We start from the raw sequence: 26,728 nt of genomic DNA, 5'->3' as shown, positions 1-26,728 counted from the left end.
GTCGGGAGGACTCCCTCATGCACGACGTCGCCTCGGCCTCCGTGGCCGATCCCCGCCCGGTGCTCGACAAGCCCCTGATGCACTACGGGCGCCGCACCCTGGACCGGCTCGCCCCCGGCACCGAGCAGCCCGCGTACACCTGCTTCGAGGTCGCCCCGCTCACCCCCCACTTCGGCGCCGTCCTCGGCGGAGTCGACCTGACCCGGCCGGTCACCGGGGAACTCGCCGGGGAACTGCGCCAGGCCCTCCTCGAATGGAAGGTGATCTTCTTCCGCAGGCAGCACGGCTTCACCGCCGAGCACCAGCTCGCGCTCTCCGCGGTGTGGGGCGACCCCGAGCCCAACCCGTTCTTCGCGCGGACCGGCACCCCCGGCATCTCCCGCCTCGCGAAGGACGCCAAGGCCGCGGGCAACAAGAACATCTGGCACAGCGACCACTCGTTCATGGCCAACCCCTCGCTCGGCGCCGTGCTGCGCGCCGTGGAGGTGCCCGCCGCGGGCGGCGACACCATGTGGGCCGACATGGCGGCCGCCTACGACAACCTGCCCGAGGAGCTGAAGCAGCGCATCGACGGACTGACCGCCGTCCACGACTGGGAAGCCAGCTGGGGCGCGCTCATGGACGACGCCCAGAAGGCCGCCTTCCGCGCGAGCTGGCCGCGGGTCGAGCACCCCGTCGTCGTCCGCCACCCGCGCAGCGGCCGCCGGACGCTGTACGTCAACGAGCCCTTCACCCGGTACATCAAGGGCCTGTCCGAGCAGGAGAACCGCGAACTGCTCGACATCCTCGTCCTGCAGGCACGCATCCCCGAGTTCCAGATCCGCTTCCACTGGGAACCCGACTCGATCGCGATCTGGGACAACATCGCCGTCCAGCACTACGCGGTCAACGACTACTTCCCGCAGCGCCGGGTGATGGAGCGCATCGCCATCGCCGGGGTCCCGCTCGCATGACCACCACATCCGCCGTACGGGGTACGGAAGTCGAGGCGGCCCGGGGCGGCGGGCGGCGGGCCTGGACGGTGACCGCGCTGCTCGTCGTCTTCATGATGGTCAACTTCGCCGACAAGTCCGTCCTCGGGCTCGCCGGTGACGAGATCCGCGCCGATCTGCACCTGAGCGCCACCGAGTTCGGGCTCGCCAACAGCGCGTTCTTCCTGCTGTTCTCGGTGGCGGCGATCGTGGTCGGACTCGCCGCCGACCGGGTGTCGCCGAAGGTGCTGCTCCTGGTCATGGCCGCACTGTGGTCGGTGGCGCAGGTGCCGCCGGCGATCGGCGGCGGGCTCGCGGTACTGGTCGGCTCCCGGGTGTTCCTCGGCGCCGCGGAGGGCCCCGCCTTCCCCGTGGCCCAGCAGGCCACCCTGTCCTGGTTCCCCGACCACCGGCGCAACCTGCCGGGCGCGCTGATCACGGTCGGCATCACCCTCGGCGTCATCGTCTCGGCACCCACCCTGACCTGGCTGATCCAGCACCACGGCTGGCGCTCGGCCCTGTGGGTACTGGCGGTGGCCGGCGCCGCGTGGGCACTCGCCTGGGCGGCGCTCGGCGCGGACAGCCCGCGCCCGGCCACCGGACCCGCGGCCGCCACCGCGCCGCGCGTCCCCTACCGGCGGATCTTCGCCAGCCGCACCTGGATCGGCACCACTCTCGCGTACTTCACCAGCTACTGGACCGTGGCGCTGATGCTGGTGTGGCTGCCGTCGTACCTGCGCCACGCCCTCGGCTACCCGGCCGGCACCACCGGTCTGGTGATCGTCGCGCCCTGGGCGGTCGGCGCCGCCGTCCTGTTCGGGCAGGCGTGGCTGACCGGACGGCTGATGCGGCGCGGCGCGAGCGCCAAGACCGCGCGCGGCCGGGTGGGCGCGGGCCTGCTCGCGATCGGCGCCGTGTGCCTGCTGCTCACCCCGCTGACCGACGGACGGGGATCCCAGACCGTGCTGATCGCGCTGGGCTTCGGCTTCGGCGGCGCGTACGCCACGGTGGCCGCGACCACCGTCGCCGCCCTCGCCCCGCCGGGCCGCGGCGGCGGCGCCCTGGGCCTGATGAACGCGCTGGTGACGGCGGCAGGCCTGGTCGCGCCCGCGGTCGTCGGTGCCCTCGTCGACGCCGGGGGCACCGCGGGATACCGGCACGCGGTGCTGCTGTCCGGCGTGCTGCTCGCCACCGGCGCCGTGGTCGCCTACGCGCTCGTCGACCCGGAGCGCGACCGGGCCCGCCTGACCGCCTGAACACACCTGACCACACATGGCCACAAGAGGAGTTGACCTGTGAGCAGCACCGCATCGGCGCTCGACACCGCGCCGCTGGACCGGGCCGTGCACGACCTGCGCGAGCGCGCGGGAAGCTGGACCGCGACCGCGCTGCCCGAGCGGATCGCCCTGCTGGAGCGCATGCTGCCGCGGATCGCGAGCGGCGCCGCCGCCATGGTCGCCGACGCGGCCCACGCCAAGGGCTACCCGGAGGACTCCGCCTGGGCCGCCGAGGACTGGGTCGCGGCGCCCTGGGCCCTCGCGCAGGGTGTGCGCGCCACTCTGCATGTGCTGCGGCGCATCGAGGCGGGCCGGACTCCCGTACCGCACCAGGCGGTTCGGACCCGTCAGGGACGTACGGTCGTCGACGTCTTCCCGGTCACCGGCTCCGACCGGCTGCTGCTGAGCGGCTTCGGCGCCCAGGTGTGGACGCTGCCGGGCACCACCCGCGAGCAGGTCCTGGCCCGCGCGGCCGGCGAGTACCGGGGCCGGGCGGGCGCGAGCGGGGTCGCGCTGGTGCTCGGCGCGGGCAACGTCGCCGCGATCACCCCGCTCGACGTCCTGCACAAGCTGTACGCCGAGGGCCAGGTCGTCCTCGCCAAGATGAACCCGGTCAACGCGTATCTGCGGCCCCATTTTGAGGCGGTGTTCGCCGAGTTCGTGGAACGCGGCTGGGTGCGCTTCGTGGACGGGGGCGCGGCGGAGGGCGCGTACCTGACCACGCACGAGGGCGTCGGCACCATCCACGTCACCGGCAGCGAGCGCACCCACGACGCGATCGTGTGGGGCACGGACGAGCGGGCCGCGGAGCGCCGCGCGGCCGGCACCCCGCTCAACGGCAAGCCGTTCACGAGCGAGCTCGGCGGGGTGAGTCCGTGCATCGTGACGCCCGGGCCCTGGAGCGCTGCGGACTTCCGCTTCCAGGCGGAGCACATCGTCACGAGCAAGCTCAACAACTCCGGGCACAACTGCGTCGCCACCCAGGTCCTGCTCGTGCCGCGGGACTGGGACGGCACGGAGCGGCTGCTCGGCGAGATCCGCCGGGTACTGCGCGAACTCCCGCGCCGCACCGACCACTACCCCGGCGCGGCCGGCCGGATCGCCGCGACAGCCGGGACGCACCCCGACGCCGAGACCTACGGTGACGACGGTTGCCGGGTCCTGGTCCCCGAGATCAGCGATCTCGAGGACCCGATGCTCACCGTCGAGGTGTTCGCGAGCGCGCTCGGAGTGGTGCGGCTGCCCGGCGACGACGCCCCGGCGTTCCTCGCCGCGGCCGCGGAGTTCGCCAACGACCGGCTGCCGGGCACACTCGGCGCGACGCTCCTCGTCCACCCCCGCACCGAGCGCGTCCACCGCGCGGCGGTCGACGGGGCGATCGCCGCGCTGCGTTACGGGACGCTCGGCGTCAACTGCTGGTCGGCGTTCGGCTTCCTGCTCGGCTACACGCCGTGGGGCGCGTTCCCCGGCCACACCCGGCAGGACGTCGGCAGCGGCATCGGCTTCGTGCACAACGCCTTCCAGCTGGAGGACGTCGAGAAGACGGTGCTGCGCGCGCCGTTCGCGCCCGCGCCCCGCGGCCTGTTCACGGGCTCGCCCTCGCTGTCCCCCCGCCCGCCGTACTACGTCACCAACCGCACCGGCCGCACGACGATGCGCCGCCTCACCGCGTACACCGCCGACGGCAGGCTGCTGCGCCTGCCGGGCATCCTCGCTTCGGCACTGCGCGGCTGACGAGGCATTACCTCTGAGGTCATCGCGCATTCCGGCGGCCTGGGCCACGATCGATCCATGACCACCTCACAGGACACCCACCGCACCGACGCCGCCCAGGCCACCCGCACCGCAGTCGACGCCTTCTTCGCCGCGCGGGCCACCGCCGACACCGAGGCGCTCACCGCGCTCTTCGCCGACGAGGTCGACTGGCTGCTCGCGGAGAACCCCGTGGTCCCGTGGATCCGGCCCCGCCGCACGGCCGCCGAGTGCGCCGCGCAGTTCGAGGAGCTGGCCGCGCACACCGTCGCCGAGGACGCCCGCGCCTCGGTCGACACGATGCTCGTCGACGGCACGGACGCCGTGCTGATGGGGCACCTCTCCGGCACCGTGCGCGCCACCGGCAAGTCCTTCGAGGGCCCCTACGCGCTGCGTCTGACCGTGGAGGAGGGGCGCATCACGCGCTTCCACCTGTACGAGAACAGCGTGTCGGTCGCCGCCGCCTGCATCCCGTAACGACGGACACAACGACGGAAGCAACGGCAGACATAAGGTGCATACCTGACCTTTGGCGTCCTAGGCTTGCGGCTGATGAGCACCAGCCGCAGGCACCCGCCACTCCGGTTCGAGCCGGCCCGGCCCGCCCCGGGCCGCCGCAAGATCCTCGCGTTCCTCCTCGGCACGCTGATCTGGCTCGCGGCCGGTGTCCTCGCGGTCGTCCTGCTCGGGCAGTCGTTCATCCTGCGGCACCTGCTGCTCGCCGTCCTGGTCTCGTGGTGCGTCTTCGGGATCGCCCTGGCCTTCGGCAGCGCCTCCCGGCGCCGCAAGGAGGGAGAGGCCCCGTGAGCTTCCTCGACGTCCTGCTCGTCTTCCTCGCGTTCTACCCGGTGGTGACCGGCGCCGCGTGGATGATCGGCGGGGTCGCCTTCCGGCTCCTCGACGAGCGGCCCGACGCGATCGAGCCGGCGGGCGGCTGGCCCGGCGTCACCGTCCTCGTCCCCGCCTACAACGAGGAGGCGGTCATCGCCCGCTGCGTCGAGGCCCTGCGCCGCGTCGACTACCCGGAGCTCGAGATCCTCGTCCTCAACGACGGCTCCAAGGACGCCACCGTCACCGCGGCCCGCGCCGCCGCCGGGGACGACCCGCGCGTCACCGTCGTCGACGACGGGGTGAACCTCGGCAAGGCCGACCGCCTCAACGACGGGATGCGCCGCGCCCGCCACGACCTCGTCCTCGTCACCGACGCCGACACCCACCTGCACCCCGACGCCGTGCGCCACCTCGTCGCGCGGATCCAGCGCTCCCCGCGCTACGCCGCCGTCGCCGGCAGCCCCCGCGTCACCAACCGGGGCAGCGTCCTCGCCACCATGCAGATGCTGGAGACGGCCTCGCTGATCGGACTCATGCGCCGCACTCACGCGCTCGCCGGGCGGGTCGGCACCGTGGCGGGCGTCCTCGGACTGTTCCGCCGCGACGCCGTCCTCGCCGTCGGCGGCTACGACCCCCGGATGGCCACCGAGGACATCGAACTGACCTGGCGGCTCCTGGAGGCCGGGCACCTCACCGGCTTCGCCCCGCACGCCCTCGTCGGCATGCAGGTCCCGCAGACCCTGAGCGGCATCTGGGCGCAGCGCACCCGCTGGGCCCGCGGCCAGGGCGAGGTCCTGCGCACGCACGGCCGCACCGTCGCCCGCGCCCGGCACCGCGGCATGTGGCCCATCGCCGTCGAGGCCCTCCTCTCCTACGTCTGGGTGCTCACCATGCTCGCGGCGACCGTGTGGGGCGTCGTGCACTGGATCGGGCACCCGGGCGACACCAAGTTCCGCTGGATGATCGCGTGGGGCGTCGGGATCGCCGTCGTCGCGATGCTCCAGATCGCGATCGCCGTCGCCGTCGAACTCCGCCTCGACCCACGGCTCCTCTACGCCTGCCTGCTGCTGCCCCTGTATCCGCTCGCCCACTGGACCATCAACGCGCTCGCCGCGATCACCACCCAGACGCAGGGGCTGCTACGCGGCCCGCGCGAGCGGCGGGTCGTCTGGGACCTGCCCCGCAGTCCGGGCTGAGACAGTCTGGGCTGAGACAGTCCGGGCTGAGACAGTCTGGGCTGAGACAGGTCAGGCCGAGACAGTCCGGGCTGAGCCAAGGAGCGCGGCCCCGGCTCACCAGGTCTCCGTCTCCCCCGTCCCGCGCGGCAGCGCCGGCGCCGTGCCCCGGGCCCGCGCCCGCAGCCGCATCGCGAGCAGCGGGAAGACCAGGACGGAGATCATCGCCGCGCCGACCAGCGCCGCCGCGTCGCTCTGCGCCAGCACCCCGTCGTCGACGCCGATCGCGGTGATCGCCACGACGAGCGGCAGACAGGTCGCCGAGTACACGGTCAGGGCCCGGCGGCTGAGCGGGCTCAGGTCGCGCGGGGCCAGGAAGTACGCGGGCAGGCCGCGGACCACGACGAACAGCACCAGGAACACCGGCAGCAGGACCAGCGAGCGGCCGCCGTCCAGCAGCGAGGCCAGGTCGAACTCGATGCCGGTCACGATGAAGAACAGCGGCACGAGGAACCCGAAGCCCATCGCCTCGACCTTCTCCAGGACCTCCTCGCTGCTCTCCGGCGCCGCCCCGACCAGCACCAGCCGCGTCAGCAGGCCCGCCGCGAACGCGCCGAGCAGCACGTCCAGGCCGAAGGCCTGCGACAGCGCGAGCATCGCCACGAGCAGCAGCATGACGAACCGCACCGCGAACTGGCCGCTCGTGTGCAGGGTCGTCCGGATCACCTGGCTGAACCAGGGCGGGCGCGGGCGCAGCGCCCAGAACACGGCGGCCGCGGTGATCGCCGCGAACACCGCGAGGACGACGGTGGCCGTACCGGGGCTGCGCCCGCTGAGCAGCACCGCCATCGCGATGATCGGCCCGAACTCGCCGACCGCGCCGAACGCCAGCATCACCGTGCCGAACCGGCCCTCCAGATCGCCGCTGTCCCGCAGGATCGGCAGCACCGTGCCCAGCGCCGTGCTGGTCAGGGCGGTGCCGATGATGACCGTACGGGCGAGGTCGAGCCCGGTCAGGGCCAGCGCGATCGCGAGGCCCAGCGCCAGCGACACGACCCACGCAGCGACCGACCGGCGCAGGGTGTCGCCCTTGATCGCGGCGAACTCGATCTCGTAGCCCGCCAGGAAGATCAGCATCGACAGGCCGAGGTCGGACAGCACGTCGACGACCTCGCCGCCGTGCGCCCAGCCCAGCACGTCCGGCCCGATCAGGATGCCGAGGACGATCTCGAAGATGACGACGGGGATCCGTGCCCAGCGGCCCACGCCGTGCGCGAGCAGCGGCGCCGCGACCGCCGCCGCCATGATGAGGATCAGCGTCCCTGCCTGCCCCACACCGTCCCCCGTCCCGAGCCGAATTCCGGCGCCTTCCGGTGCACTCCGGTGCTACGACCATCGGTGCGGCGGGCCCCGCGCGCATCCGAGAGCCGACCGTGCGGGTGAGGGACCGGCCCGGCGCCGCCTCCCGGACCCGGCCCGGAGCAGGTGTTTCAGTGGGCCGCATGCCAGAGCAGGAGCAGGTGCAGGAACAGCAACAGCAGGAACAGGTCCGCTCCATGGACCGCAAGGGCGGCCCCGGGCACACCGTGCTCCTCGCGCTCGCCCTCGCCGTCCCCGCGATCAAGGTCGCGTACACGGTGGGCGACCCCGAGGGCGCCCGGGACGTGTTCGTCGGCATGGAGTTCGGCAACTGGCCGGACGTGCTCATCGGCATGATCCTCACCGAACCGCTGCTCGGGGCCGTGCTCGGGATCGTCGCCTCCCGCATCGTGTTCGCGCTGTTCGCCGCGCGGGGCGCAGTCCCGAAGGGCGGCGGGCTGCTCGGCACCGCCCGCCGCCTCGCCCTCACCGTCGCGAACCCGCTCGCCGTCGGGATCCTCGCCGGGTGCTTCTACGGGCCCTGGTGGGGGCTCGGCACCGGGCTCGTCGCGTTCGCGCTCCGTGAGGGGGTGGTCGTCGAGTACCGGGCCGGCCGGCGCGGCCGCCACCACCACGACCCCTCGTACGAACCGGCTCCCTGGCTGCGGCGGATCAGCGGGACCGAACAGTGGGTGGCGGCAGTGCTCACCGTTCTGGTCCTCCCCCTCCTGGCCGTCGGGACCGCACTGGACGGGCGGGCCTGGACCTCGGTGCTGCGCTGCCAGGTGCAGGAGGGACGGCACGTCGACGCGCAGCGGGTCATCGAGCTCGGGCGGAAGGGGAACGGGGTGGTGGGCTGGAGTCTCGACGCGGAGGAAGTGGTGAACGGGGCGGGGTGCGAGAGCACGGGGTCCCTGCGGGTGCGCAGGGCTTGGTGGGAGTAGCGCCGTTGTACGTGGCGGTCGCGTCGCCGGGTGACGCGCGCGTCGTGGCTGGTCGCGCAGTTCCCCGCGCCCCTGAAGGCGCACTCCGTGCACCCCAGGGGACATGCGCGGACCCTTGTTACGGAGGTGATGGTCTGCCATCGTCCGGCGGATGGGACTCAGTCGTAGGCACGTGCTGGGGATGCTGGGGGCGGCCGGAGTGCTCGGGGTGGTGCCGGTCGGGTGGGCCGGGGCCGCGCGGGCCGCGGACGGGGCGGCGCGGGTGATCGCCAACACCGTCGCCGTGTTCGCCGGCACCGCGGACTCCAACTCCCGTACGGAGACGGCCGCCAAGCGCGCCGCGATCGAACGCACGGCCCGTACGAACCTCGCCGCGCTCGACGCCGCGACCGGTGACGCGGAGCTCTTCGCCGGTCTCCCCCTCGGCACCAGCGACCCGAACCTCAACACCAGCTACCAGCGGCTGTACGAGATCGCGCTCGCCACCCGGACGTCCGGCATCTCCCCCGACCTGTACCGGAGTCCGGCCGTCCAGGACCGGGTGCTCGACGGGCTGACGTGGCTGCACGAGCGCTTCTACGGCGACCAGGCGAAGGGCTACTACGGCAACTGGTTCTATTGGGAGATCGGGATCTCCCAGCACATCACCCGCACCCTCGTCCTGCTCGCCGACCGCGCCCCCGCCGCACTGGTCACGACGTACCTCGCCTCCATGGACGCGTACCTGCGCAACGGCAAGGACGGCGACGTCGACCTCGACTCCCGGTTCCACACCGGCGCCAACCTCGCCGACATCACCACCAACCGCATCCTCCAAGGCGCCCTCGCCGCCGACGAGGCCCGCGTCCGCAAGGCGCTCACCGACCAGCTGACCGTGTTCGCGACGATCGACCCGTACCACCTGCGGCACGGCGTCACGGACGGGTACTACGCCGACGGCTCCTTCCTCCAGCACTCCTCCGTCGCCTACACCGGCTCGTACGGGAAGGGCCTGCTCAGCCGGGTCGTGCAGACGCTGAAGATCCTCGACGGGAGCGGCTTCGCGCACGGCGACGCGCTGGTGCCGGTGGTGCACGGGTGGGTCAGGGACGGGTTCGCGCCGCTGATCTTCGAGGGCTGGATGACGGAGGCGGTGAAGGGGCGCGCGGTGTCGCGCACCGGCACCGGGTACGACGACGTGGCCGTGATCGTGGAGGCCGTCGTCGACCTCGCCTCCCTGTCCGACGGCGCACCGGCCCGCGCCCTCAAGAGCTACGTGAAGCACATCCGGGCCGGCTCCCGCACCGCGCTCGACCCCACGTCCTTCGTCTCCCCGCTCAGCATCGTCCGCTACGCCGACCTCCTCGCCGACGCCTCCGTCCCGGCCGCCGACCTCAACCCGCCCGCCCGGTCGGTGGCCTTCAACGCGATGGACCGCACCGTGCACCGGCGCCCCGGCTACGCGTTCACCCTCTCCCGCAGCTCGGACCGGATCTCCAAGTACGAGTACATGAGCGGCGAGAACCTGATGCCGTGGTTCCAGGGCGACGGCGCGCACCACCTGTACCTGTCCGGGCAGGACCAGCGGCAGGCGTACGGCGTCGACCACCTCGCCACCGTCTCCCCGTACGGCCTCGCGGGCGTCACCGCGCCCGTCGAACACCGGGCCACGGTCCCGGAGTCGTACGGCGGCAAGCTCTTCTACGACAACCCGGACCACCCGCTGAACTTCACGGCGTCCAGCGAGTCGCAGAACACGTACGTCTACTTCCCGACCGCCACCGGCAGCCACTCCGGCGGCGCCGTGCTCGGCGCGTACGGGGCGGTCGGCTGGGTGCTCACGGACGACGTGCCGTGGCGGGACAAGGCGGCCGGGATCCTGCCGGACGACTTCGTGGCGTACCGCTCCGCCCGCGCCACCCGTTCCTGGTTCCTGCTGGACGAGGAGATCGTGCTGCTCGGGGCGGGGGTCGGGGACGCGCCGGGCGCGGGCCGGGCCGTGACGACGACGCTGGACGCGCGGATCGCGGCGGCGGGCGACGCGGTGTCCGTGACGGAGGGGGACTCCTGGGTGCGGTGGGCCGATGCCACGCAGGGCGCGGCGGTCGGTTACGTCCGGCTCGGTGGGCCGGCCGCCGAGCCCCGTCTGACGACCGTCACCCGCAGCCGCCGCACCGTCCGCCTCTCGAACCCGGACACGGCCGTCACCAAGCAGGTCTTCTCCCTGACGATCGGGCAGCCGCCCGGCGCGGAGCCGCTCGCCTTCGCCTGGGCCCTGCTCCCCAACGCCACGGCGGAGGCGGTCCGTTCGTACGACGGCGTCCGCGTCCTCGCCAACACCCCGCGTCTCCAGGCGGTCCGTCACGAGGGCCTCGGCCTGACCGCCGCGAACACCTTCGCCCCGGGCGCCCACCACACGGCGGGGCTCGTGATCGAAGGACCGGCTTCCGTGCTCGTACGCGAGGAGAACCGGGACACGACCCTCGCCGTGTCCGACCCCACCACCGGGCGCGACACCGTCACCGTGACCCTGCGGGGGCGCACCCTGCGCAAGGTGTCCGGCGACGACGGCGCCCGGGTGACCCCCGTCCCCGGCGGCACGCGCGTGGAGTTCGACGTGCGTCAGGCGTACGGGCGCAGCTTCACGGTGACGCTGCGCCCTTGAACGGGACGGGCACGGGACGGGCTAGGACTCGTCGTCCTCCAGGTCGCCTTCCGTCTCCAGGTAGACCTGGCGGAGGGCTTCCAGGACCTGGGGGTCGGGCTTCTCCCACATGCCGCGGGACTCGGCCTCCAGGAGACGCTCGGCGATGCCGTGCAGGGCCCAGGGGTTGGCCTCGGAGAGGAACTGGCGGTTCGTCTCGTCGAGGACGTACGTCTCCGTGAGCTTGTCGTACATCCAGTCGGCGATGACGCCGGTCGTGGCGTCGTAGCCGAAGAGGTAGTCGACGGTCGCCGCGAGTTCGAAGGCGCCCTTGTAGCCGTGGCGGCGCATCGCCTCGATCCACTTGGGGTTCACGACGCGGGCGCGGAAGACGCGGGACGTCTCCTCGACCAGGGTGCGGGTGCGGACCGTCTCCGGGCGGGTGGAGTCGCCGATGTACGCCTCGGGGGCGGTGCCGCGCAGGGCGCGGACGGTGGCGACCATGCCGCCGTGGTACTGGAAGTAGTCGTCGGAGTCGGCGATGTCGTGCTCGCGGGTGTCCGTGTTCTTGGCGGCGACCGCGATGCGCTTGTAGGCCGTCTCCATCTCGCCGCGGGCCGCCCGCCCTTCCAGGCCGCGGCCGTACGCGTAGCCGCCCCACACCGTGTAGACCTCGGCGAGGTCCGCGTCCGTGCGCCAGTCCTTGGAGTCGATCAGCTGGAGCAGGCCGGCGCCGTACGTGCCGGGGCGGGAGCCGAAGATGCGGGTGGTGGCGCGGCGTTCGTCGCCGTGCTCGGCGAGGTCGGCTTGCACGTGGGCCCGTACGTGGTTGTGCTCGTCCGGCTCGTCCAGGGACGCGGCCAGCCGGACCGCGTCGTCGAGCAGGCCGATGACGTGCGGGAACGCGTCGCGGAAGAAGCCGGAGATGCGCAGCGTCACGTCGATGCGGGGCCGGTTCAGCTCCTCGTACGGGATCGCCTCCAGGCCGTTCACGCGGCGGGAGGCGTCGTCCCAGACGGGGCGGACGCCGAGCAGGGCGAGGGCCTCGGCCACGTCGTCGCCGGCGGTGCGCATGGCGCTCGTGCCCCACAGGGACAGGCCGACGGACGTGGGGTACGCGCCGTCGTTGTCCTGCCGGTAGCGCTCGACGAGGGAGTCGGCGAGGGCCTGGCCGGTCTCCCACGCGAGGCGGGACGGGACGGCCTTCGGGTCCACGGAGTAGAAGTTGCGGCCGGTCGGCAGGACGTTGACGAGGCCGCGGAGCGGGGACCCGGAGGGGCCCGCGGGAACGAAGCGGCCCTCCAACGCGCGGACGGAGTGGTCCAGTTCGTCCGTGGTCCGGCTCAGACGGGGGACGACCTCGCGGGCGGCGAAGTCGAGGATGGCGATGACGGAGTCATCGCCTTCAGGGGCGCGGGGAACTGCGCGACCAGCCCCCACCGGCCCGCGGTCGGCAACAACGCTTGCGACCGCGGCGGGATCCCAGTTCGCCGCCTCCATCGCCTCGACCAGGGCGCGAGCCACCGCCTCCGCCTCGTCCGCGTTCGTGCGGGTGGCGGCCGACTCGTCCAGGCCGAGCGCCTCGCGCAGGCCCGGCAGGGCGGTCGTGCCGCCCCAGATCTGGCGGGCGCGGAGGATCGCGAGGACCAGGTTCACGCGGGCCTCGCCCTGCGGCGCGGCGCCCAGGACGTGCAGGCCGTCGCGGATCTGCGCGTCCTTGACCTCGCACAGCCAGCCGTCGACGTGGAGCAGGAAGTCGTCGAAACCGTCGTCGTCGGGACGGTCGGCCATACCGAGGTCGTGGTCGAGCTTGGCGGCCTGGATGAGGGTCCAGATCTGCGCCCGGATGGCCGGGAGCTTCGCCGGGTCCATCGAGGCGATCTGGGCGTACTCGTCGAGGAGTTGTTCCAGGCGGGCGATGTCGCCGTAGGAGTCGGCGCGGGCCATCGGCGGCACGAGGTGGTCGATGAGCGTGGCGTGGACGCGGCGCTTGGCCTGGGTGCCCTCGCCCGGGTCGTTGACCAGGAACGGGTAGATCAGCGGGAGGTCGCCGAGCGCGGCGTCGGGGGCGCAGGCGGCGGACAGGCCCGCGTTCTTGCCGGGCAGCCACTCCAGGTTGCCGTGCTTGCCGAGGTGGATCATCGCGTCGGCGCCGAAGCCGCGGTCGTCCGAGGACGCGGCGATCCAGCGGTAGGCCGCCAGGTAGTGGTGGGACGGCGGGAGATCGGGGTCGTGGTAGATCGCGATCGGGTTCTCGCCGAAGCCGCGCGGCGGCTGGATGAGGATGAGCAGGTTCCCGCGGCGCAGGGCGGCGAGCACGATGTCGCCCTCCGGGTTGCGGGAGCGGTCGAGGAACATCTCACCGGGCGGCGGGCCCCAGTGCCGCTCGACGGACGCGCGCAGCTCCTGCGGCAGCTCCGCGTACCAGCGCTTGTAGTCGGCGGCGGGGATGCGCACCGGGTTCTTGGCGAGCTGCTCCTCGGTGAGCCAGTCCTGGTCGTGGCCGCCCGCGTCGATGAGCGCCCGGATCAGCTCGTCGCCGTCGCCGGAGACGAAGCCGGGGATCTCGGCGGTGTCGCCGAAGTCGTAGCCCTCGTCGACGAGTCGGCGCAGGAGGGCGACGGCGGAGGCGGGGGTGTCGAGGCCGACCGCGTTGCCGATGCGGGAGTGCTTGGTCGGGTACGCGGACAGGACGAGCGCGAGCTTCTTGTCGCCGGCCGGGATGTGGCGCAGGCGGGCGTGGCGCACGGCGATCCCGGCGACGCGGGCGGCGCGCTCGGGGTCGGCGACGTAGGCGGGGAGCCCGTCCTCGTCGATCTCCTTGAACGAGAACGGCACGGTGATGAGCCGCCCGTCGAACTCGGGCACGGCGATCTGGCTCGCGGCGTCCAGCGGGGTGACGCCCTCGTCGTTCTCCTCCCAGTCGGCGCGGGAGGAGGTCAGGCACAGGGCCTGGAGGATCGGCACGTCGAGGCCGGTGAGCGCGCCCGCGTCCCAGGACTCGTCGTCGCCGCCCGCGCTCGCCTCGGCGGGGCGGGTGCCGCCGGCCGCGAGCACGGTCGTGACGACGGCGTCGGCGGCGCCGAGCGCCTCGATCAGCTCGGCCTCGGGGGCGCGCAGGGAGGCGACGTAGAGCGGCAGCGGGCGGGCGCCGGCCTGCTCGATCGCGTCGCACAGGCCGTGCACGAACGCGGTGTTGCCGCTCATGTGGTGGGCGCGGTAGTAGAGCACGGCGACGGTCGGGCCGTCGGCCTGCGGGGCGGGCCGGTCGAGGGCGCCCCAGGTCGGCGCGGGGGCCGGGGGTTCGAAGCCGTGGCCGGTGAGCAGCACCGTGTCGGACAGGAAGCGGGCCAGGTGCGCGAGGTTCGCCGGGCCGCCGTGCGCCAGGTACTTGTGGGCCTCGGCGGCGATGCCGACGGGCACCGTGGAGGCGGCCATGAGCTGGGCGTCCGGGGCCTGTTCGCCGGTGAGCACGACCAGCGGGACCCCGGCGGCGGTCAGCCGGTCGATGCCGTCCTGCCAGGCGCGGACGCCGCCGAGGAGGCGGACGACGACGAGGTCGGTGCCGTCGAGCAGCGCGTCGAGGCCGGTCCCGACGTCGGTCCGGGACGGGTTCGCGAAGCGGTACGTGACCGGGGCGTCCGCGAGGGCGTTCGCGGCGCGGGCGCTGAGCAGGTCGGTGTCGGACGTCGACAGGAGCAGGATGCGCTGCGCGGGCGTAGCCGTCTGCGAGGGCTGCTGAGACATGCGTCGTCTGGCCTTCCTCGGGGTGTCCGCGCCCCGGGTGGTTACTGACGGCGGGAGTTCCTGGCTCGCCCCCGGTGGGGGCTCACAGTGGCGGGACCGCGCCGGAATCGCACCGGGCTTCCTCCCCTGTCGCCGTCGCTGGCGATGTGACGGCCCGGACGGGACCGTCGCCGCTCATCGTACGGGGCGGGCGAGAAGCCCGATACGGGACGCTGCTCACAGCGGGAGTGCTGGTGAGCCTGGGTATGCTCCCCGGCATGCCCTCCGCCCCCATACCCCCCGGCCCCGGTACGTCCGGTACGTCCCGGGGTGACGCCTGCCCCGGCGCGCTGCGGCTGCACGCGGCGGACGACGGCTTCCTCGCGCGGGTGCGGGTGCCGGGCGGGGTGCTCGGCGTCGCGCAGGCGCGGGCGGTCGCGGAGGCGGCGGCGCGGTTCGGGGACGGGGTGCTTCACCTCACGTCGCGCGGGAACGTGCAGGTGCGCGGGCTGCGGGACGGGTGCGGCGGGGAGTTGGCGGAGGTGCTCGGCGGGGCCGGGCTGCTGCCGTCGCCGGCCCACGAGCGGGTCCGCAACGTCGTGGCTTCGCCGATGTCCGGGCTCGACGGGCTGGGGTTCGTCGATGTGCGGAAGTGGCTGACGGGTCTCGACGCGGCGCTCCTCGCCAGCTCGGTGACACCGGGCCTGTCGGGCCGTTTCCTCTTCGCGCTGGACGACGGACGCGGTGACGTCGCCGGGCTCGGCCCGGATGTCCTGCTGCGCGGCCGCCCCGACGGCTCGACCCAACTGGCCGTCGGGGACGCGGAGTTCGTCGTGTCGTACGAGGATGCTGCGCGGGCGGCGGTGATCGCGGCCGAGTCTTTCCTCGCGTCAGCCTCGGAAGTGACGGGCCGTCGGGTATGGCGCGTGGCCGAACTGGGCGTGCCCCTGGCGGAGTTGATATCCCGGAACCTGAAGTCGGCGGGCCTGCACCCCTGGAGCGCACGGAGTGCGCCTCTAGGGGCGCGGGGAACTGCGCGACCAGCCACGACGAACGCCGCACCCGGCGACGAACCGGGATCCCGCAACGGCGGAGCCCTGACCGTGACGGCCCCCTTCGGATCGTTCACCCAGAACCAATGGGCGACCCTCACCGATCTGGCCGACCGCCTCCCGCAGAGGGAACTGCGCATGACCCCCTGGCGGACCGTCGTCGTACCCGGCGCCGGCCCCGCGGAGCGCCCCGCCCTGGCGGCGGCCGGGCTGATCACCGACCCCGCGGCGCCCGCCGCCCGGCTCGGCGCCTGTATCGGGACCCCGGGCTGCGCCAAGTCCCTCACCGACGTACGCCGGGACGCGGAACCCCGCCACCGACAACTCCCCACCTACTGGTCCGGCTGCGCACGCCGCTGCGGCCACCCCGCCGGCCCGCACATCGACGTGGTGGCGCAGCCGGACGGCACCTACCGCACGCAACGAACGACCGAGGAAAGAGCCGAACCCCGTGTATGACTACGAGAAGGACGGCGCGGCGATCTACCGCGAGTCCTTTGCCACCATCCGCGCGGAGGCCGCGGCCGGCCTCGCCGCGCTGCCCGCCGACGTCGCGCAGGTCGCGGTCCGCATGATCCACGCCTGCGGCCAGGTGGATCTCGTACAGGACATCGGCCACTCGGCCGGCGTCGTGGCGAAGGCCCGTGCCGCGCTGCGGGCCGGCGCGCCGATCCTCTGCGACGCGCACATGGTCGCGAGCGGTGTGACCCGCAAGCGGCTGCCCGCCGACAACGAGGTGCTGTGCACCCTGCGCGACCCCCGCGTCCCGGCGCTCGCCGCCGACCTGGGCACGACGCGCAGCGCCGCCGCGCTCGAACTGTGGCGGGACCGCCTGGACGGCGCGGTCGTGGCGATCGGCAACGCGCCGACCGCCCTGTTCCACCTCCTGGAGATGCTCGCGAAGGACGACGCCCCGCGTCCGGCCGCCGTGCTCGGCATCCCGGTCGGTTTCGTCGGCGCCGCCGAGTCGAAGGACGCGCTCGCGGTGAACGAGCTCGGCCTCGAGTACCTGATCGTGCGCGGCCGGCGCGGCGGCAGCGCCATGACGGCCGCCGCCCTGAACGCCATCGCGACGGAGGAGGAGATCCAGGCATGAGCGACATCGACTCCCCTTCCACGGCAGGCAAGTTGTACGGGGTCGGGCTCGGGCCCGGCGACCCGGAGCTGATGACGGTCGCGGCGGTCCGCGCGATCGCCGGGGCGGACGTCATCGCGTACCACTGCGCCCGCCACGGCCGTTCCATCGCCCGCTCGATCGCCGCGGAGCACATCCGCGAGGGCCAGATCGAGGAGCGGCTGATGTACCCGCTCACGGTCGAGACGACGGACCATCCGGGCGGTTACCGGGGCGCGCTGGACGACTTCTACGAGGAGGCCGCGGCGACGCTCGCCGCGCACCTGGACGCGGGCCGCACGGTCGCGGTCCTCGCCGAGGGCGACCCGTTCTTCTACGGCTCGTACCAGCACATGCACAAGCGGCTCGCGGACCGGTACGAGACCACGGTCATCCCCGGTGTGACGTCCATCAGCGCGGCGGCCGCCCGGCTCGGCGAGCCGCTGTGCGAGGACAAGGAGACGCTCACCGTCATCCCGGGCACGCTCCCGGAGGACGAGCTGAACGCCCGTCTCGCGGCGGCCGACTCGGCGGTCGTGATGAAGCTGGGCCGTACGTTCACCAAGGTGCGGGCGGCGGTGGAGAACGCGGGCCGGCTCGACGACGCGCGGTACGTGGAGCGGGCGTTCATGGCGGGCGAGCGTACGGGCCGCCTCGCCGACATCGACCCGGAGTCGGTGCCGTACTTCTCGGTGGCGGTGCTGCCGTCGCGGATCGAGGCCGAACCGGTCGAGGACCCGGCGCCGGAGCGCGGCGAGGTCGTCGTCGTCGGCACCGGTCCCGCGGGCGCGCCGTGGCTGACCCCCGAGTCGCGCGGCGCCCTCGCGAACGCCGACGTCCTGGTCGGGTACACCACGTATCTGGCGCGGGTGCCGCACCGGCCGGGGCAGACGCGGCACGGTTCGGACAACAAGGTGGAGTCGGAGCGCGCCGAGTTCGCGCTCGACCTGGCCCGGCGCGGGCGCCGCGTCGCGGTCGTGTCGGGCGGTGACCCGGGTGTCTTCGCCATGGCGACGGCGGTCCTGGAGGTCGCGGCGCAGGACGCCTACACCGACGTACCGGTGCGGGTGCTGCCCGGTGTGACCGCCGCGAACGCGGCCGCGGCGAAGGCGGGCGCCCCGCTCGGCCACGACTACGCGACCCTCTCCCTGTCCGACCGGCTCAAGCCGTGGGAGGTCATCGCGGAGCGGCTGCGCACGGCGGCGGCCGCGGATCTGGTGCTTGCGCTCTACAACCCCGGTTCGCGCAGCCGCACCTGGCAGGTCGGCAAGGCCCGCGAGCTGCTGCTCGAACTGCGGCTGCCGGACACCCCGGTGGTCCTCGCCCGTGACGTGGGCGGCCCGGAGGAGTCCGTGCGCGTGGTGAGGCTCGCCGACCTGGACCCGTCCGTGGTCGACATGCGCACCCTCCTCATCGTCGGCTCCTCGCAGACGCAGGCGACGGTGCGCGGGGACGGCCGCACGATCGCGTGGACGCCGCGCCGCTACCCGGAGACGCCTTCCGACCGCGCCTGAAGCCAGTCGGCGGCCTCGGCGACCGAGGCCGCCACCGGCACCCCGGCCGGGGTGGGCGGGCGGCGCACGACGACGACCGGGATGCCGGCCTCGCGGGCGGCGGTGAGTTTGGGGGCGGTGGCGGTGGCGCCGCTGTCCTTGGTGACGAGGACGTCGATGCGGTGCCGGGCCAGCAGTTCCCGCTCGCCTTCGAGGGTGAACGGGCCGCGGTCGAGCAGCACCTCCATGTGCGGCGGGAACGGCGGCTCGGGCGCGTCCACGGACCGTACGAGGAAGTGGGCGTCGTCGACCCCGGCGAACGCGGCGAGGCCCATCCGCCCCGTGGTGAGGAAGACCCGCCCGGCGCCGGCGACCGCCCGCGCCGCCTGGGCCAGGGAGCCGACCTCCCGCCAGTCGTCGCCCGCGCCCGGCACCCAGCCGGGACGGCGCAGGGCGAGCAGGGGAACATGGGCGGTGGCGGCCGCCTCGGCCGCGTTGAAGCTGATCGTCTCGGCGAAGGGATGGGTGGCGTCGATGACCGCGTCCACGGCGTTGTCGCGGATCCACCGGGCCATGCCCTCCGGCCCGCCGAAGCCGCCGATCCGCACCTCGCCGGCGGGCAGCCGGGGCGCGGCGACGCGGCCCGCGAGCGAGCTGGTGACCCGGAGCCCGGGTACCGGGTGCAGGGCCCCGGCCAGTTCACGGGCCTCCGTCGTCCCACCGAGAACGAGTACGTGCATCGAGGAGCTCCATGTCTGAATCGGCAGGCCCGGGTGAGCCGAAGGGCGGGCGCGGGGCCCAACTCAAGCACACCGGTCTGCGGTCCGGCTGGACGACCGGGGCCTGTGCGACGGCCGCGACGACCGCCGCGTACACGGCGCTGCTGACCGGCGATTTCCCCGACCCGGTGACGATCACGCTGCCCAAGGGCCAGACACCGGCGTTCGCGCTCGCGGTCGAGTCGCTCGGCACGGACGGCAGCGCGACGGCGGGGGTCGTGAAGGACGCGGGCGACGACCCGGACGTCACGCACGGGGCGCTGGTGCGGTCGACGGTGCGGCAGCTTCCGGCCGGTGCCGGGGTCGTGTTCCGGGCGGGCCCGGGGGTCGGCACGGTGACCCGGCCCGGGCTGCCGCTGGAGGTCGGCGAACCGGCGATCAACCCCGTCCCGCGCGAGATGATGCGCGCGCACGTCGCCGAGGTCGCGGCCCGGCACGGCGGTTCCGGGGACGTCGAGATCACGATCTCCATCGACGACGGCGCGGAGATCGCCCGCTCCACGTGGAATCCGCGCCTGGGCATCCTCGGCGGCCTCTCCGTCCTCGGCACGACCGGCATCGTCGTCCCGTACTCGTGCTCGGCGTGGATCGACTCGATCCGGCGCGGGGTGGACGTGGCCCGCGCGGCGGGCCGCACCCACGTGGCGGGCTGCACGGGCTCCACCTCCGAGAAGACGGTGGTCCGCGAGTACGCCCTCCCCGAGGACGCGCTCCTGGACATGGGCGACTTCGCGGGCGCCGTCCTGAAGTACGTCCGCCGCCACCCCGTGGACCGCCTCACGATCTGCGGCGGCTTCGCCAAGCTCTCCAAACTGGCGGCGGGCCATCTGGACCTCCACTCGGCCCGCTCCCAGGTCGACAAGCCGTTCCTCGCGTCGCTGGCGGCCCGGGGCGGCGCGTCCCCGGAACTCGCGGCGCGGATCGCGGAGGCCAACACGGGCCTCGCCGCACTCCAGTTGTGCGACGCGGCGGGCGTCCCGCTCGGCGACCTCGTCGCGGCGGAGGCCCGCGACCAGGCACTCGCCGTGCTGCGCGGGGCGCCGGTGACGGTGGACGTGATCTGCATCGACCGGGCGGGGAACGTGGTGGGGCGCAGCGCCTTGCGGGGGCCGGGTCAGTCCTGAGCGGCGTCCTCGATCAGCGCCGCGAGGTCCGCGCCCGCGCGGAGCAGGGCGATCGACCGTACGGCGATGGACTCCAGCCGTTCGGTCAGGGCGCGGCGGGCCTCGGCCCGGCCCTCCACTCCGTCCAGGGCGGCGACGATGTCCCGTACCGCCGGAATGCCGTGCCCGGCGCCGCGCAGCGCGACGACGACGCGGGCCGCGCCGATCGCGGCCGGGCCGTAGCGACGGGCCCGCCGCGAGGTGACCCGCTCGGGCACGACGAGCCCCTGCTCCTCCCAGAAGCGCAGGGCGGAGGGCCGCACCCCGAGCGCCTGGGCGAGCTCGGCGATGGTCATGGAGTCGACCGCCCCGACCTCGCCGTCGAAACCGGCTCTGTGGACTTCCGCCTCCACCAGCTCCAGCGCCCGCTCGGCGGCCAGCACCTCGTCCCGCTCCCGCGCGAGCCCCGCGTGCAGCACGTCGACCGCCGCGGCCGCCTCCTCCAGCGGCACGGTCCGCAGCCGCGCCAGCAGCCGCCGCGCCTCGACCGGCCCGACGGCAACAGCCAGGCCACGGTAGACATGCAGGGCCCGTACGTGCGCGTCCGTGTAGCCGCGGTAGCCGTTCTCCGCACGGGCGGCCGGCGGGAGCACGCCGAGCCGCTCCAGGTCCCGTACCTGCTGCACGGAGTACCCGGTGGCGCGGGCGACGTCGACGGTCCGCAGACGCGCGAACCCCACGCAAGCACTTGAAGTGGAAGCTTGAGTCATGACGACCACCAGCATGGACCGGATCATCGCCGAGGTGCGCGCTTTCGACGGCGCGCACGTGCAGCTCCCCGCCCCCGGGGACGGCACCCCAGAGATCGCGTGGGGCGACGCGTTCTTCTTCTACGCCCCGGACGGCCGGCCCCCGGCGCACACCCAGCCGTACGCCACGATCGTCACGAAGAACTACCCCGGCGACACCGCCTCCGCCCTCGACACCCCGGACCGCTGGCGCCTGAACATCCAGATCGCCCGCACGGCCACCGTCCCCGACCCACCGTCCGCCGCGGACCACACCACCGTCGACGTCGTCCTGCCCCACCCGGTGTACGGCGCCCAGGGCTGGGTCTGCGTCGTGAACCCGGCCGAGCGCACGACGTCCACGGCCCTCACCCTGCTCCGGGACGCGCATGACGCGGCCCGCGCGCGGTACGAGCGGCGGCGACGGGAGACCGGCACATGACGGCTCTCCCGCTGCCGTGCCACGCCCCGCGCGGTTCAGTGAACGACCCTGTGACGACTACGGAGCCCCCTGCCCGAGTGGTACGTTATTCGGTACCACTCGCGAAGGAGGGCGTGTCATGTCGATCACTGCTTCGGAAGCCCGCAAGAACCTGTTTCCGCTGATCAAGCAGGTCAACGAGGATCACGACTCCATCGAGATCGTCTCGAAGCACGGCAACGCCGTCCTGGTCTCCGCGGACGACTACGCCGCGTTGCGGGAAGGCGCCTACCTGCTCCGCTCGCCGGCCAATGCACGTCGCCTGCTCACCGCGTACGAGAACGCGCTGCGCGGTGCGAACGTGACGCCACGCGAACTGATCGACCCTGACGCCACCGAGGCGGACGACGCCTCGCAGGGCGACGTCGCGTGAGGCTGGTCTTCGAGGAGCAGGGGTGGGAGGACTACACCTCCTGGCTCAAGGTCGACCGCAAGATGCTGGCGCGCATCAACAAGCTCATCGAGGCTGTGCTTCGGGACCCTTTCCAGGGAATCGGCAAGCCGGAACCTCTCAAGTACCACCTGCCGGGAGCCTGGTCGCGGCGGATCGACGACGAACACCGCCTGGTCTACGTGGTGACGGACTCGGAGATCATCGTGATCGCGGCCCGCTACCACTACTGACCCGGCAGCCGACTGTCGCTCCCCGACTCCCTAGTGGTAGTAGGTGAGGACCAGGGGGATCTCGGTCAGCCACTGGTGGAGCAGGGAGCGTCTGCGGGCCGTGATCCGGCACTGGTGGACCGAGCCGTTGTGCAGCAGGACGGCGATCCTGAGCTGCTTGGGCGGCTCGGGCGCGTAGTCCACCCGCGCGATGACCGACCAGGGGAAGTCCACGTTCCCCGCGTCGGAGCCCAGGGCCACGCCCCCGGCGTCGATCAGGACGGCGCCCTGTCCGCTCACCGCCGTGAACGACACGTCGTCGGGCAGGGCGGCGTACTCGGTCGGGGCCTGGTGGAAGCCGACGGCCGGCGCGTACGCGGGCGGCGGGGGCAGGAACGCCGGCGGCTGGGGTGTGTCCAGGACGGTCGGGGGCGGCGGCACGGGCGCGGGAGTCCCCGGCCCGTCCTCCGGCACGAACAGGTCGAGCAGCCGGGACGGGGTCGGCCGGTCCTCCGGGTTCTTGGCCAGGCAGGACCGGACGACGGTGCGCAGGGCTTCGGGCACCGCGGTCAGGTCCGGCGCCTCGTGCACCGAGCGGTACATGAGCCCCATCGGGGTGCCTCCGCCGAAGGCGCTGCCACCGGCCGCCGCGACCAGGACCGCGCCGAGCGCGAACACGTCGGCGGCGCCGTCGACGGCCTGGCCGAGCGCCTGTTCCGGCGCGAGGAAGCCGGGGGTGCCGAAGGCCGTGCCGGTCGCGGTGAGGCGGGTCGACTCCAGTGCGCGGGCGATGCCGAAGTCGACGACCCGGGGGCCGTCGGCGGCCATGATGATGTTGCCCGGCTTGAGGTCGCGGTGGACCAGGCCGCAGCGGTGGATGGCGGCCAGCGCCTCCGCGAGCGCGGCGCCGAGCCGCTTCAGCCCGTCCTCGTCCCGCGGGCCCTCGTTCTCCAGGAGCCGGGACAGGGTCGGCCCGGGTATGTACGCGGTGGCCAGCCAGGGTGCGGCCGCCTCCGGGTCGGCGTCCACGACCTGCGCGGTGTGGAAGCCGCCCACGCTGCGCGCGGCGGCCACCTCGGCCCGGAACCGCTCCCTGAAGTGCGCGTCGGCGGCCAGTTCCGGTCGGGCCACCTTCACGGCCACGGCCCGGCCGCCGCGCGAGCGCGCGAGATAGACGGTGCCCATGCCGCCGGCCCCGAGCTGCCGCTCCACGGCGTACCCGCCGATGCGCGGGGGCGGCCCCGCCCGGTCGCCGCCCTCCGCCTGTGCCCCGACGGGCCCCTGCGCCATGAACCGTCCGCCTCCCCCTGTGTCCGGCCGTTCCGGCGCATCAGTATGACGCAGCGCCCCCGTCCCGCAGCCGCGCCCCGAACTCCCTTACCGCGGCCATGTCTTGCTCGTCGGGCCGCTGCTTTTTGATGCCGCCGACGAGGCGGAACGGGGCCCAGGTGTCGTACGCCCGGCAGCTGAACGTGCCGGCCGGGCCGAACCCCTTCGCGGCGAGCACCCGGGTCAGCGGGCGGGTGAACGGGGCCCACGGCGGCTCGGGCAGCCCGCTCGTGGCGAACACGAAGGCGCGGCCGCGCGGGGCCGGGGCGGTGGGCAGCGCGCGGGCGAACCGGGTCAGCCGGGGGTGCATCCGCCCGTGGAACACCCCGGACCCGAACCCCACGAGGTCGGCGGCCGCCAGCTCCCCGGGATCGACGTCCTCGGGCGCGACCACCTTCGCGTCCACCACGTCGCCCAGAGCCTCGGCGACCCGCAGCGTATTGCCGTGCGACACGGAGACGCACACGATGACGGCCTTCATCCCCAGCTCCCTCGTCCGGACCCGGCGCCCGCACGGACGCCCTCCCAGCTGAGAACCGGACAGCGGCGCGGAACGTGACAGCCGCACCCGAGGAGACCTCTACAAAGAAATCTCTGCAAAGAAATCCATGCAAAGAACCTGTTGCAAAGACTTCTTTGCAACTCTACGGTGGAACCATGCCCGAGCAGCCCGCCCCTCCCCCGCAGCCCTCGAACCCTTCCGAGCCGGTCCCCGGCCACAAGGTCCGCCTCCTCGACGCCCGTTCCCTGCGCGGCCTGGCCCATCCCCTGCGGATGCACCTGATGCTTTCGCTGCGGACGGAGGGGCCGGCCACGGCGTCCCAACTCGCCGAGCGCCTGGGCGAGTCGAGCGGCGCGACCAGCTACCACCTGCGCCAGCTCGCCGCGCACGGCTTCGTCGAGGACGACCCCGAGCACGGCAAGGGGCGGGAACGGTGGTGGCGGGCGGCCGTCCAGGGCCTCCGCGTCGACGAGACCCTGATGGGGAACCCGGACCCCGCGGTCCGGGGCGCCGCCGACGTCTACCTGCACACCATCGCCGACCGCCACACCAGCGAGCTGTCGACGTTCATCGCCACCCGGCACACCCTCTCCGAGGAGTGGATCGCCGCCTCGGACATGAGCGACTACAGCCTCCGTCTGACCCCCGAGAAGAGCCGAGAACTCGGTGAGCGGCTCACCCAGGTCATCGTGGAGTTCTGGCAGGCGAGCCAGGGCGACGACGATCCCCGCGCCGAGCAGGTCCGCCTGCACACGCACCTGTTCCCCACCGACACCGCCCCCGAGCCACCCGGAGAGGACACCACGCGATGACGCCCGAACAGGTCCACCACACCTACGCGCACGAGACCCACGCCGCCGAACTGCACGCCGAGGCAGCCGAGTTCCACCGCGCGTCCGAGCTCAGGCCCACCCTGCGCACCCGCCTCGGCCTCACCCTGGTCACCCTCGGCACCCGGATTGCCGCGCAGTCCATCCCGGATCACACCCGCCTCCCGGGCGCCATCGCCGCGAGGTGACGTCGCCCCCGCCGCCCCTGGTGGGACTGCGGGGGCGACGCCCCACCTCGCTTCCTAGTCCGCCACCCTGGTGATGCTCCAGCCCACCATTCCGCCGGCCCCGGAAACGGCGTCGACATCGATCCGGAGCGTGCCCGGCGCCCTCTCTATCGTCCGCAGCAAGGGAACGCCGTCGCAAGGCGTGGTGTCTTCGAGCGCGCCGCCGAGGGACACGTTCACGCGGACTCTCCCCTTCCCAGAGCAGGCAATGGACAGTTGGTAGGTCTTCCCTGCATCGAGTTCAGAACGGGAGTGGATGCCGTCCCTGACCCGCTCAAGGCCGGACTCGACGAACAAGGGGTCACTGTCGTCGATGGATTCCGTGCCCAGCGCGGCCCTGACCTTCTTCCCGAGCGCTTCATCGTCGCCCGATGCGGGTGCAGGCGACTTGCTCGCACTCCGGTCGGCCCCGTCAGCAGGCTTCTCCGCGTCCGTTCCCTGCGTACAACCCACAAGGAACGCCGCGCACATGAACGCAGCGGTAAAGGCTGCCCCTCGGGCAGGACGCCGCAGCCCCGTCACGAGCTGGTCCATCAATAGCGCCACCGATCTCCTTCGTCGACGGCCCCCGACCGTCACCAACTTCAGCTGCTCCCTGCGGGTCATCAGGACCTTATGCGCGAGCTGCGACACCGACGGTGATCCCCCGGGCATTCTGAGGCCGATTTGAGTAACAGTCCGGTCGGGGCTATCGCGCTCGCCCGACCCGCGAGGCGATCCGCAGGAGGTCCGTCAGCGACTGGGTCAGTTCCAGCACCAGATGCCGCAACTCGGCCGACCCCGCCTCATGCGCCAACTCCCGTGCGTGTCCGACCAGTACACCGGCCATTTCGATCTGCACCGCCTCCACCGCATCGGCCCGCCGCGACACCGGCCCCGGTTCGTCCGGATCCCCGATGACGTACGCCGCCCGACCGTCCGCACCATCGCTCCAGGGCAGCAGCCGCGGCTCCTCCCCTCCCTCCGCCCGACTCACGCGGCGACCTCCCGCCCATGGATCACGTACGGGCCCGGCCCGTCGAACCCGAAGTCGGTGAGCAACAACTCCCGCCGTCGTGCGGCTTGTTCGGCAGCGACGAGGTAGGGGCGGACCATCTGGTGCGCCTCGGCATCGAGCGGCGGCTCCGGCCTCCGAGACTCGTCGACCGGCCGGGGCCAGGGCCACGGAATCGGCTCCGGCACACGCCGGTGCCGTCCGCTCGGCGCGGGTAAGGCCGTACGTGCTAGTGCCACGAGTACCGCCACCGCGGCAAGCAGAAAGCTCACCCAGGGCAAAGCCTGAGGGATAAAGTCGGCCACGCGTCAGCTCCTTCGAAGCTGGTGCCATGCCCCGGGACGGTTGCCTCCGTCGCCGGGGTCCTTCAGATCGAAGATATAGGCATCTATAGACAACTGGCGAGGTCTATGGGTGTATTCGCAGGTCAGAGGGGTCGTACGGTTGCACGTATGGGTGACCTCGACATTCCGGCCATCGACCCGCACGGCCCCGAGCTCGTGTATGTCGTCATCGCCGACCACATCCAGCGACGCATCGCCGCGGGCGACCTGACGCCCGGTTCACGGCTGCCCGGCGAGCTGGCGCTGACAGAGACCTACGGCGTCGCCCGTATGACCGTCTCCCGCGCGATGCGGGAACTCCGCGAACGCGGACTCATCGTCACGGTTCGAGGAAAAGGTTCCTTCGTCGCGAAGAACCTGCCTCCGGCGCCTGACGGCAAGACTTCTCAGGGCTAGCCACGGGCACTGGCTCCGCACACCAGGAACCCCCT

General features: G+C 73.2%; 27 protein-coding genes and 1 riboswitch. Of the genes, 18 read left to right on the top strand and 9 right to left on the bottom strand.

All coding sequences use genetic code 11. The annotated features are described in order from the left end of the window. Positions 1-17 precede the first annotated feature (17 nt). The 6 genes from ACIBTU_RS05375 (at position 18) to ACIBTU_RS05350 (ending at position 6,027) form a co-directional block, all read left to right on the top strand. Positions 18-953, top strand: a complete 936-nt coding sequence (locus ACIBTU_RS05375; RefSeq protein WP_399124553.1) for a TauD/TfdA dioxygenase family protein — start codon at positions 18-20, stop codon at positions 951-953. Beyond that, entirely contained in the window at positions 950-2,227 is a 1,278-nt protein-coding gene (locus tag ACIBTU_RS05370; protein ID WP_399124552.1) for an MFS transporter, read from the top strand. Before ACIBTU_RS05375 ends, ACIBTU_RS05370 begins: the two co-directional genes overlap by 4 nt. A 39-nt stretch (positions 2,228-2,266) precedes the next feature. Beyond that, positions 2,267-3,982 (top strand): aldehyde dehydrogenase family protein, encoded by a 1,716-nt coding sequence (locus ACIBTU_RS05365; RefSeq protein ID WP_399124551.1) that lies wholly within the window; start codon positions 2,267-2,269, stop codon positions 3,980-3,982. A 57-nt stretch (positions 3,983-4,039) separates the two neighbouring features. Next, positions 4,040-4,477, top strand: a complete 438-nt coding sequence (locus tag ACIBTU_RS05360; RefSeq protein ID WP_399124550.1) for a nuclear transport factor 2 family protein — start codon at positions 4,040-4,042, stop codon at positions 4,475-4,477. A gap of 75 nt (positions 4,478-4,552) precedes the next feature. Further along, positions 4,553-4,807 carry a hypothetical protein gene (locus ACIBTU_RS05355; RefSeq protein WP_399124549.1) on the top strand — a complete coding sequence of 85 codons (255 nt, stop codon included), beginning with the start codon at positions 4,553-4,555 and terminating at the stop codon, positions 4,805-4,807. Next, entirely contained in the window at positions 4,804-6,027 is a 1,224-nt protein-coding gene (locus ACIBTU_RS05350) for a glycosyltransferase (protein ID WP_399124548.1), read from the top strand. The genes ACIBTU_RS05355 and ACIBTU_RS05350 overlap by 4 nt, the downstream gene beginning before the upstream one ends. 96 nt (positions 6,028-6,123) lie before the next feature. Here ACIBTU_RS05350 and ACIBTU_RS05345 read toward each other — a convergent pair whose 3' ends face one another. After that, positions 6,124-7,341, bottom strand: a complete 1,218-nt coding sequence (locus ACIBTU_RS05345) for a cation:proton antiporter (RefSeq protein WP_399124547.1) — start codon at positions 7,339-7,341, stop codon at positions 6,124-6,126. 167 nt (positions 7,342-7,508) lie between these two features. Here ACIBTU_RS05345 and ACIBTU_RS05340 point away from each other — a divergent pair, with 167 nt between their 5' ends. Next, positions 7,509-8,309 (top strand): hypothetical protein, encoded by an 801-nt coding sequence (locus ACIBTU_RS05340; protein WP_399124546.1) that lies wholly within the window; start codon positions 7,509-7,511, stop codon positions 8,307-8,309. 151 nt (positions 8,310-8,460) lie between these two features. After that, positions 8,461-10,953 carry a polysaccharide lyase family 8 super-sandwich domain-containing protein gene (locus ACIBTU_RS05335; protein ID WP_399124544.1) on the top strand — a complete coding sequence of 831 codons (2,493 nt, stop codon included), beginning with the start codon at positions 8,461-8,463 and terminating at the stop codon, positions 10,951-10,953. 21 nt (positions 10,954-10,974) lie between these two features. On the opposite strand, the gene cobN is transcribed toward ACIBTU_RS05335, so the two are convergent. Continuing rightward, positions 10,975-14,679 carry a cobaltochelatase subunit CobN gene (gene cobN / locus ACIBTU_RS05330; RefSeq protein ID WP_399124543.1) on the bottom strand — a complete coding sequence of 1,235 codons (3,705 nt, stop codon included), beginning with the start codon at positions 14,677-14,679 and terminating at the stop codon, positions 10,975-10,977. 31 nt (positions 14,680-14,710) lie between these two features. After that, positions 14,711-14,863: riboswitch (cobalamin riboswitch) on the bottom strand. 73 nt (positions 14,864-14,936) lie between these two features. Between cobN and ACIBTU_RS05325 the strand changes: the two genes are divergently transcribed. From ACIBTU_RS05325 to ACIBTU_RS05315, 3 genes are read left to right on the top strand one after another with little or no spacing between them, the layout of a single operon-like run. Further along, on the top strand, positions 14,937-16,169 hold the full coding sequence (locus ACIBTU_RS05325; protein WP_399124541.1) for a cobalamin biosynthesis protein CobG: 1,233 nt from the start codon (positions 14,937-14,939) through the stop codon (positions 16,167-16,169). Beyond that, positions 16,162-16,806 carry a precorrin-8X methylmutase gene (locus ACIBTU_RS05320; protein WP_188338076.1) on the top strand — a complete coding sequence of 215 codons (645 nt, stop codon included), beginning with the start codon at positions 16,162-16,164 and terminating at the stop codon, positions 16,804-16,806. The genes ACIBTU_RS05325 and ACIBTU_RS05320 overlap by 8 nt, the downstream gene beginning before the upstream one ends. Then, the gene (locus tag ACIBTU_RS05315; RefSeq protein ID WP_399124540.1) at positions 16,803-18,338 is read left to right on the top strand and encodes a precorrin-2 C(20)-methyltransferase; all 1,536 of its coding nucleotides are present in this window, start codon (positions 16,803-16,805) and stop codon (positions 18,336-18,338) included. Before ACIBTU_RS05320 ends, ACIBTU_RS05315 begins: the two co-directional genes overlap by 4 nt. Here the strand turns inward: ACIBTU_RS05315 and ACIBTU_RS05310 are convergent. Beyond that, positions 18,308-19,057 carry a cobalt-precorrin-6A reductase gene (locus ACIBTU_RS05310; protein ID WP_399124539.1) on the bottom strand — a complete coding sequence of 250 codons (750 nt, stop codon included), beginning with the start codon at positions 19,055-19,057 and terminating at the stop codon, positions 18,308-18,310. The genes ACIBTU_RS05315 and ACIBTU_RS05310 overlap by 31 nt on opposite strands. Before the next feature lie 11 nt (positions 19,058-19,068). Between ACIBTU_RS05310 and ACIBTU_RS05305 the strand changes: the two genes are divergently transcribed. Beyond that, a complete protein-coding gene (locus tag ACIBTU_RS05305) occupies positions 19,069-20,220 on the top strand; it encodes a cobalt-precorrin-5B (C(1))-methyltransferase (protein ID WP_399124538.1) in 1,152 nt (383 codons plus the stop codon). Here ACIBTU_RS05305 and ACIBTU_RS05300 read toward each other — a convergent pair. Continuing rightward, positions 20,211-20,939: a MerR family transcriptional regulator gene (locus ACIBTU_RS05300; protein ID WP_399124537.1), complete on the bottom strand. Its 729-nt coding sequence runs from the start codon at positions 20,937-20,939 to the stop codon at positions 20,211-20,213. The two genes, ACIBTU_RS05305 and ACIBTU_RS05300, sit on opposite strands and share 10 nt — an antisense overlap. Before the next feature lie 43 nt (positions 20,940-20,982). On the opposite strand from ACIBTU_RS05300, the gene ACIBTU_RS05295 reads away from it, so the two are divergent. The 3 genes from ACIBTU_RS05295 (at position 20,983) to ACIBTU_RS05285 (ending at position 22,092) form a co-directional block, all read left to right on the top strand. Next, the gene (locus ACIBTU_RS05295) at positions 20,983-21,429 is read left to right on the top strand and encodes a DUF6194 family protein (protein WP_399124818.1); all 447 of its coding nucleotides are present in this window, start codon (positions 20,983-20,985) and stop codon (positions 21,427-21,429) included. 118 nt (positions 21,430-21,547) lie between these two features. Further along, positions 21,548-21,841, top strand: coding sequence for a type II toxin-antitoxin system Phd/YefM family antitoxin (locus tag ACIBTU_RS05290; RefSeq protein WP_399124535.1), 294 nt, complete (start codon positions 21,548-21,550; stop codon positions 21,839-21,841). Next, positions 21,838-22,092 (top strand): Txe/YoeB family addiction module toxin, encoded by a 255-nt coding sequence (locus tag ACIBTU_RS05285; RefSeq protein WP_399124534.1) that lies wholly within the window; start codon positions 21,838-21,840, stop codon positions 22,090-22,092. The genes ACIBTU_RS05290 and ACIBTU_RS05285 overlap by 4 nt, the downstream gene beginning before the upstream one ends. Positions 22,093-22,122: 30 nt before the next feature. Here the strand turns inward: ACIBTU_RS05285 and ACIBTU_RS05280 are convergent, their stop codons facing one another. Both ACIBTU_RS05280 and ACIBTU_RS05275 read right to left on the bottom strand, forming a co-directional pair. Then, positions 22,123-23,361 carry a serine/threonine-protein kinase gene (locus ACIBTU_RS05280; protein ID WP_399124533.1) on the bottom strand — a complete coding sequence of 413 codons (1,239 nt, stop codon included), beginning with the start codon at positions 23,359-23,361 and terminating at the stop codon, positions 22,123-22,125. A gap of 40 nt (positions 23,362-23,401) precedes the next feature. Further along, positions 23,402-23,881 carry a flavodoxin family protein gene (locus ACIBTU_RS05275; protein WP_399124532.1) on the bottom strand — a complete coding sequence of 160 codons (480 nt, stop codon included), beginning with the start codon at positions 23,879-23,881 and terminating at the stop codon, positions 23,402-23,404. Between the two features lie 176 nt (positions 23,882-24,057). Here ACIBTU_RS05275 and ACIBTU_RS05270 point away from each other — a divergent pair, with 176 nt between their 5' ends. Then, positions 24,058-24,714, top strand: a complete 657-nt coding sequence (locus tag ACIBTU_RS05270) for an ArsR/SmtB family transcription factor (RefSeq protein WP_399124531.1) — start codon at positions 24,058-24,060, stop codon at positions 24,712-24,714. Then, the gene (locus ACIBTU_RS05265; RefSeq protein WP_399124530.1) at positions 24,711-24,920 is read left to right on the top strand and encodes a hypothetical protein; all 210 of its coding nucleotides are present in this window, start codon (positions 24,711-24,713) and stop codon (positions 24,918-24,920) included. Before ACIBTU_RS05270 ends, ACIBTU_RS05265 begins: the two co-directional genes overlap by 4 nt. 54 nt (positions 24,921-24,974) lie before the next feature. Here ACIBTU_RS05265 and ACIBTU_RS05260 read toward each other — a convergent pair whose 3' ends face one another. The 3 genes from ACIBTU_RS05260 to ACIBTU_RS05250 are packed head-to-tail and all read right to left on the bottom strand — an operon-like array spanning position 24,975 to position 26,054. Next, positions 24,975-25,592, bottom strand: a complete 618-nt coding sequence (locus ACIBTU_RS05260) for a hypothetical protein (RefSeq protein ID WP_399124529.1) — start codon at positions 25,590-25,592, stop codon at positions 24,975-24,977. Positions 25,593-25,647: 55 nt separating this feature from the next. Next, on the bottom strand, positions 25,648-25,935 hold the full coding sequence (locus tag ACIBTU_RS05255) for a hypothetical protein (RefSeq protein ID WP_399124528.1): 288 nt from the start codon (positions 25,933-25,935) through the stop codon (positions 25,648-25,650). Then, on the bottom strand, positions 25,932-26,054 hold the full coding sequence (locus ACIBTU_RS05250) for a hypothetical protein (protein WP_399124527.1): 123 nt from the start codon (positions 26,052-26,054) through the stop codon (positions 25,932-25,934). The genes ACIBTU_RS05255 and ACIBTU_RS05250 overlap by 4 nt, the downstream gene beginning before the upstream one ends. 351 nt (positions 26,055-26,405) lie before the next feature. Here ACIBTU_RS05250 and ACIBTU_RS05245 point away from each other — a divergent pair, with 351 nt between their 5' ends. Continuing rightward, entirely contained in the window at positions 26,406-26,693 is a 288-nt protein-coding gene (locus ACIBTU_RS05245) for a GntR family transcriptional regulator (protein ID WP_399124526.1), read from the top strand. The last annotated feature ends 35 nt before the right edge of the window (positions 26,694-26,728 follow it).

Origin of the sequence: Streptomyces sp. NPDC050145, assembly GCF_044460245.1 — a bacterium.
Taxonomy (GTDB): Bacteria; Actinomycetota; Actinomycetes; order Streptomycetales; family Streptomycetaceae; genus Streptomyces.
This window is presented reverse-complemented; position numbering and strand designations above follow the sequence as displayed.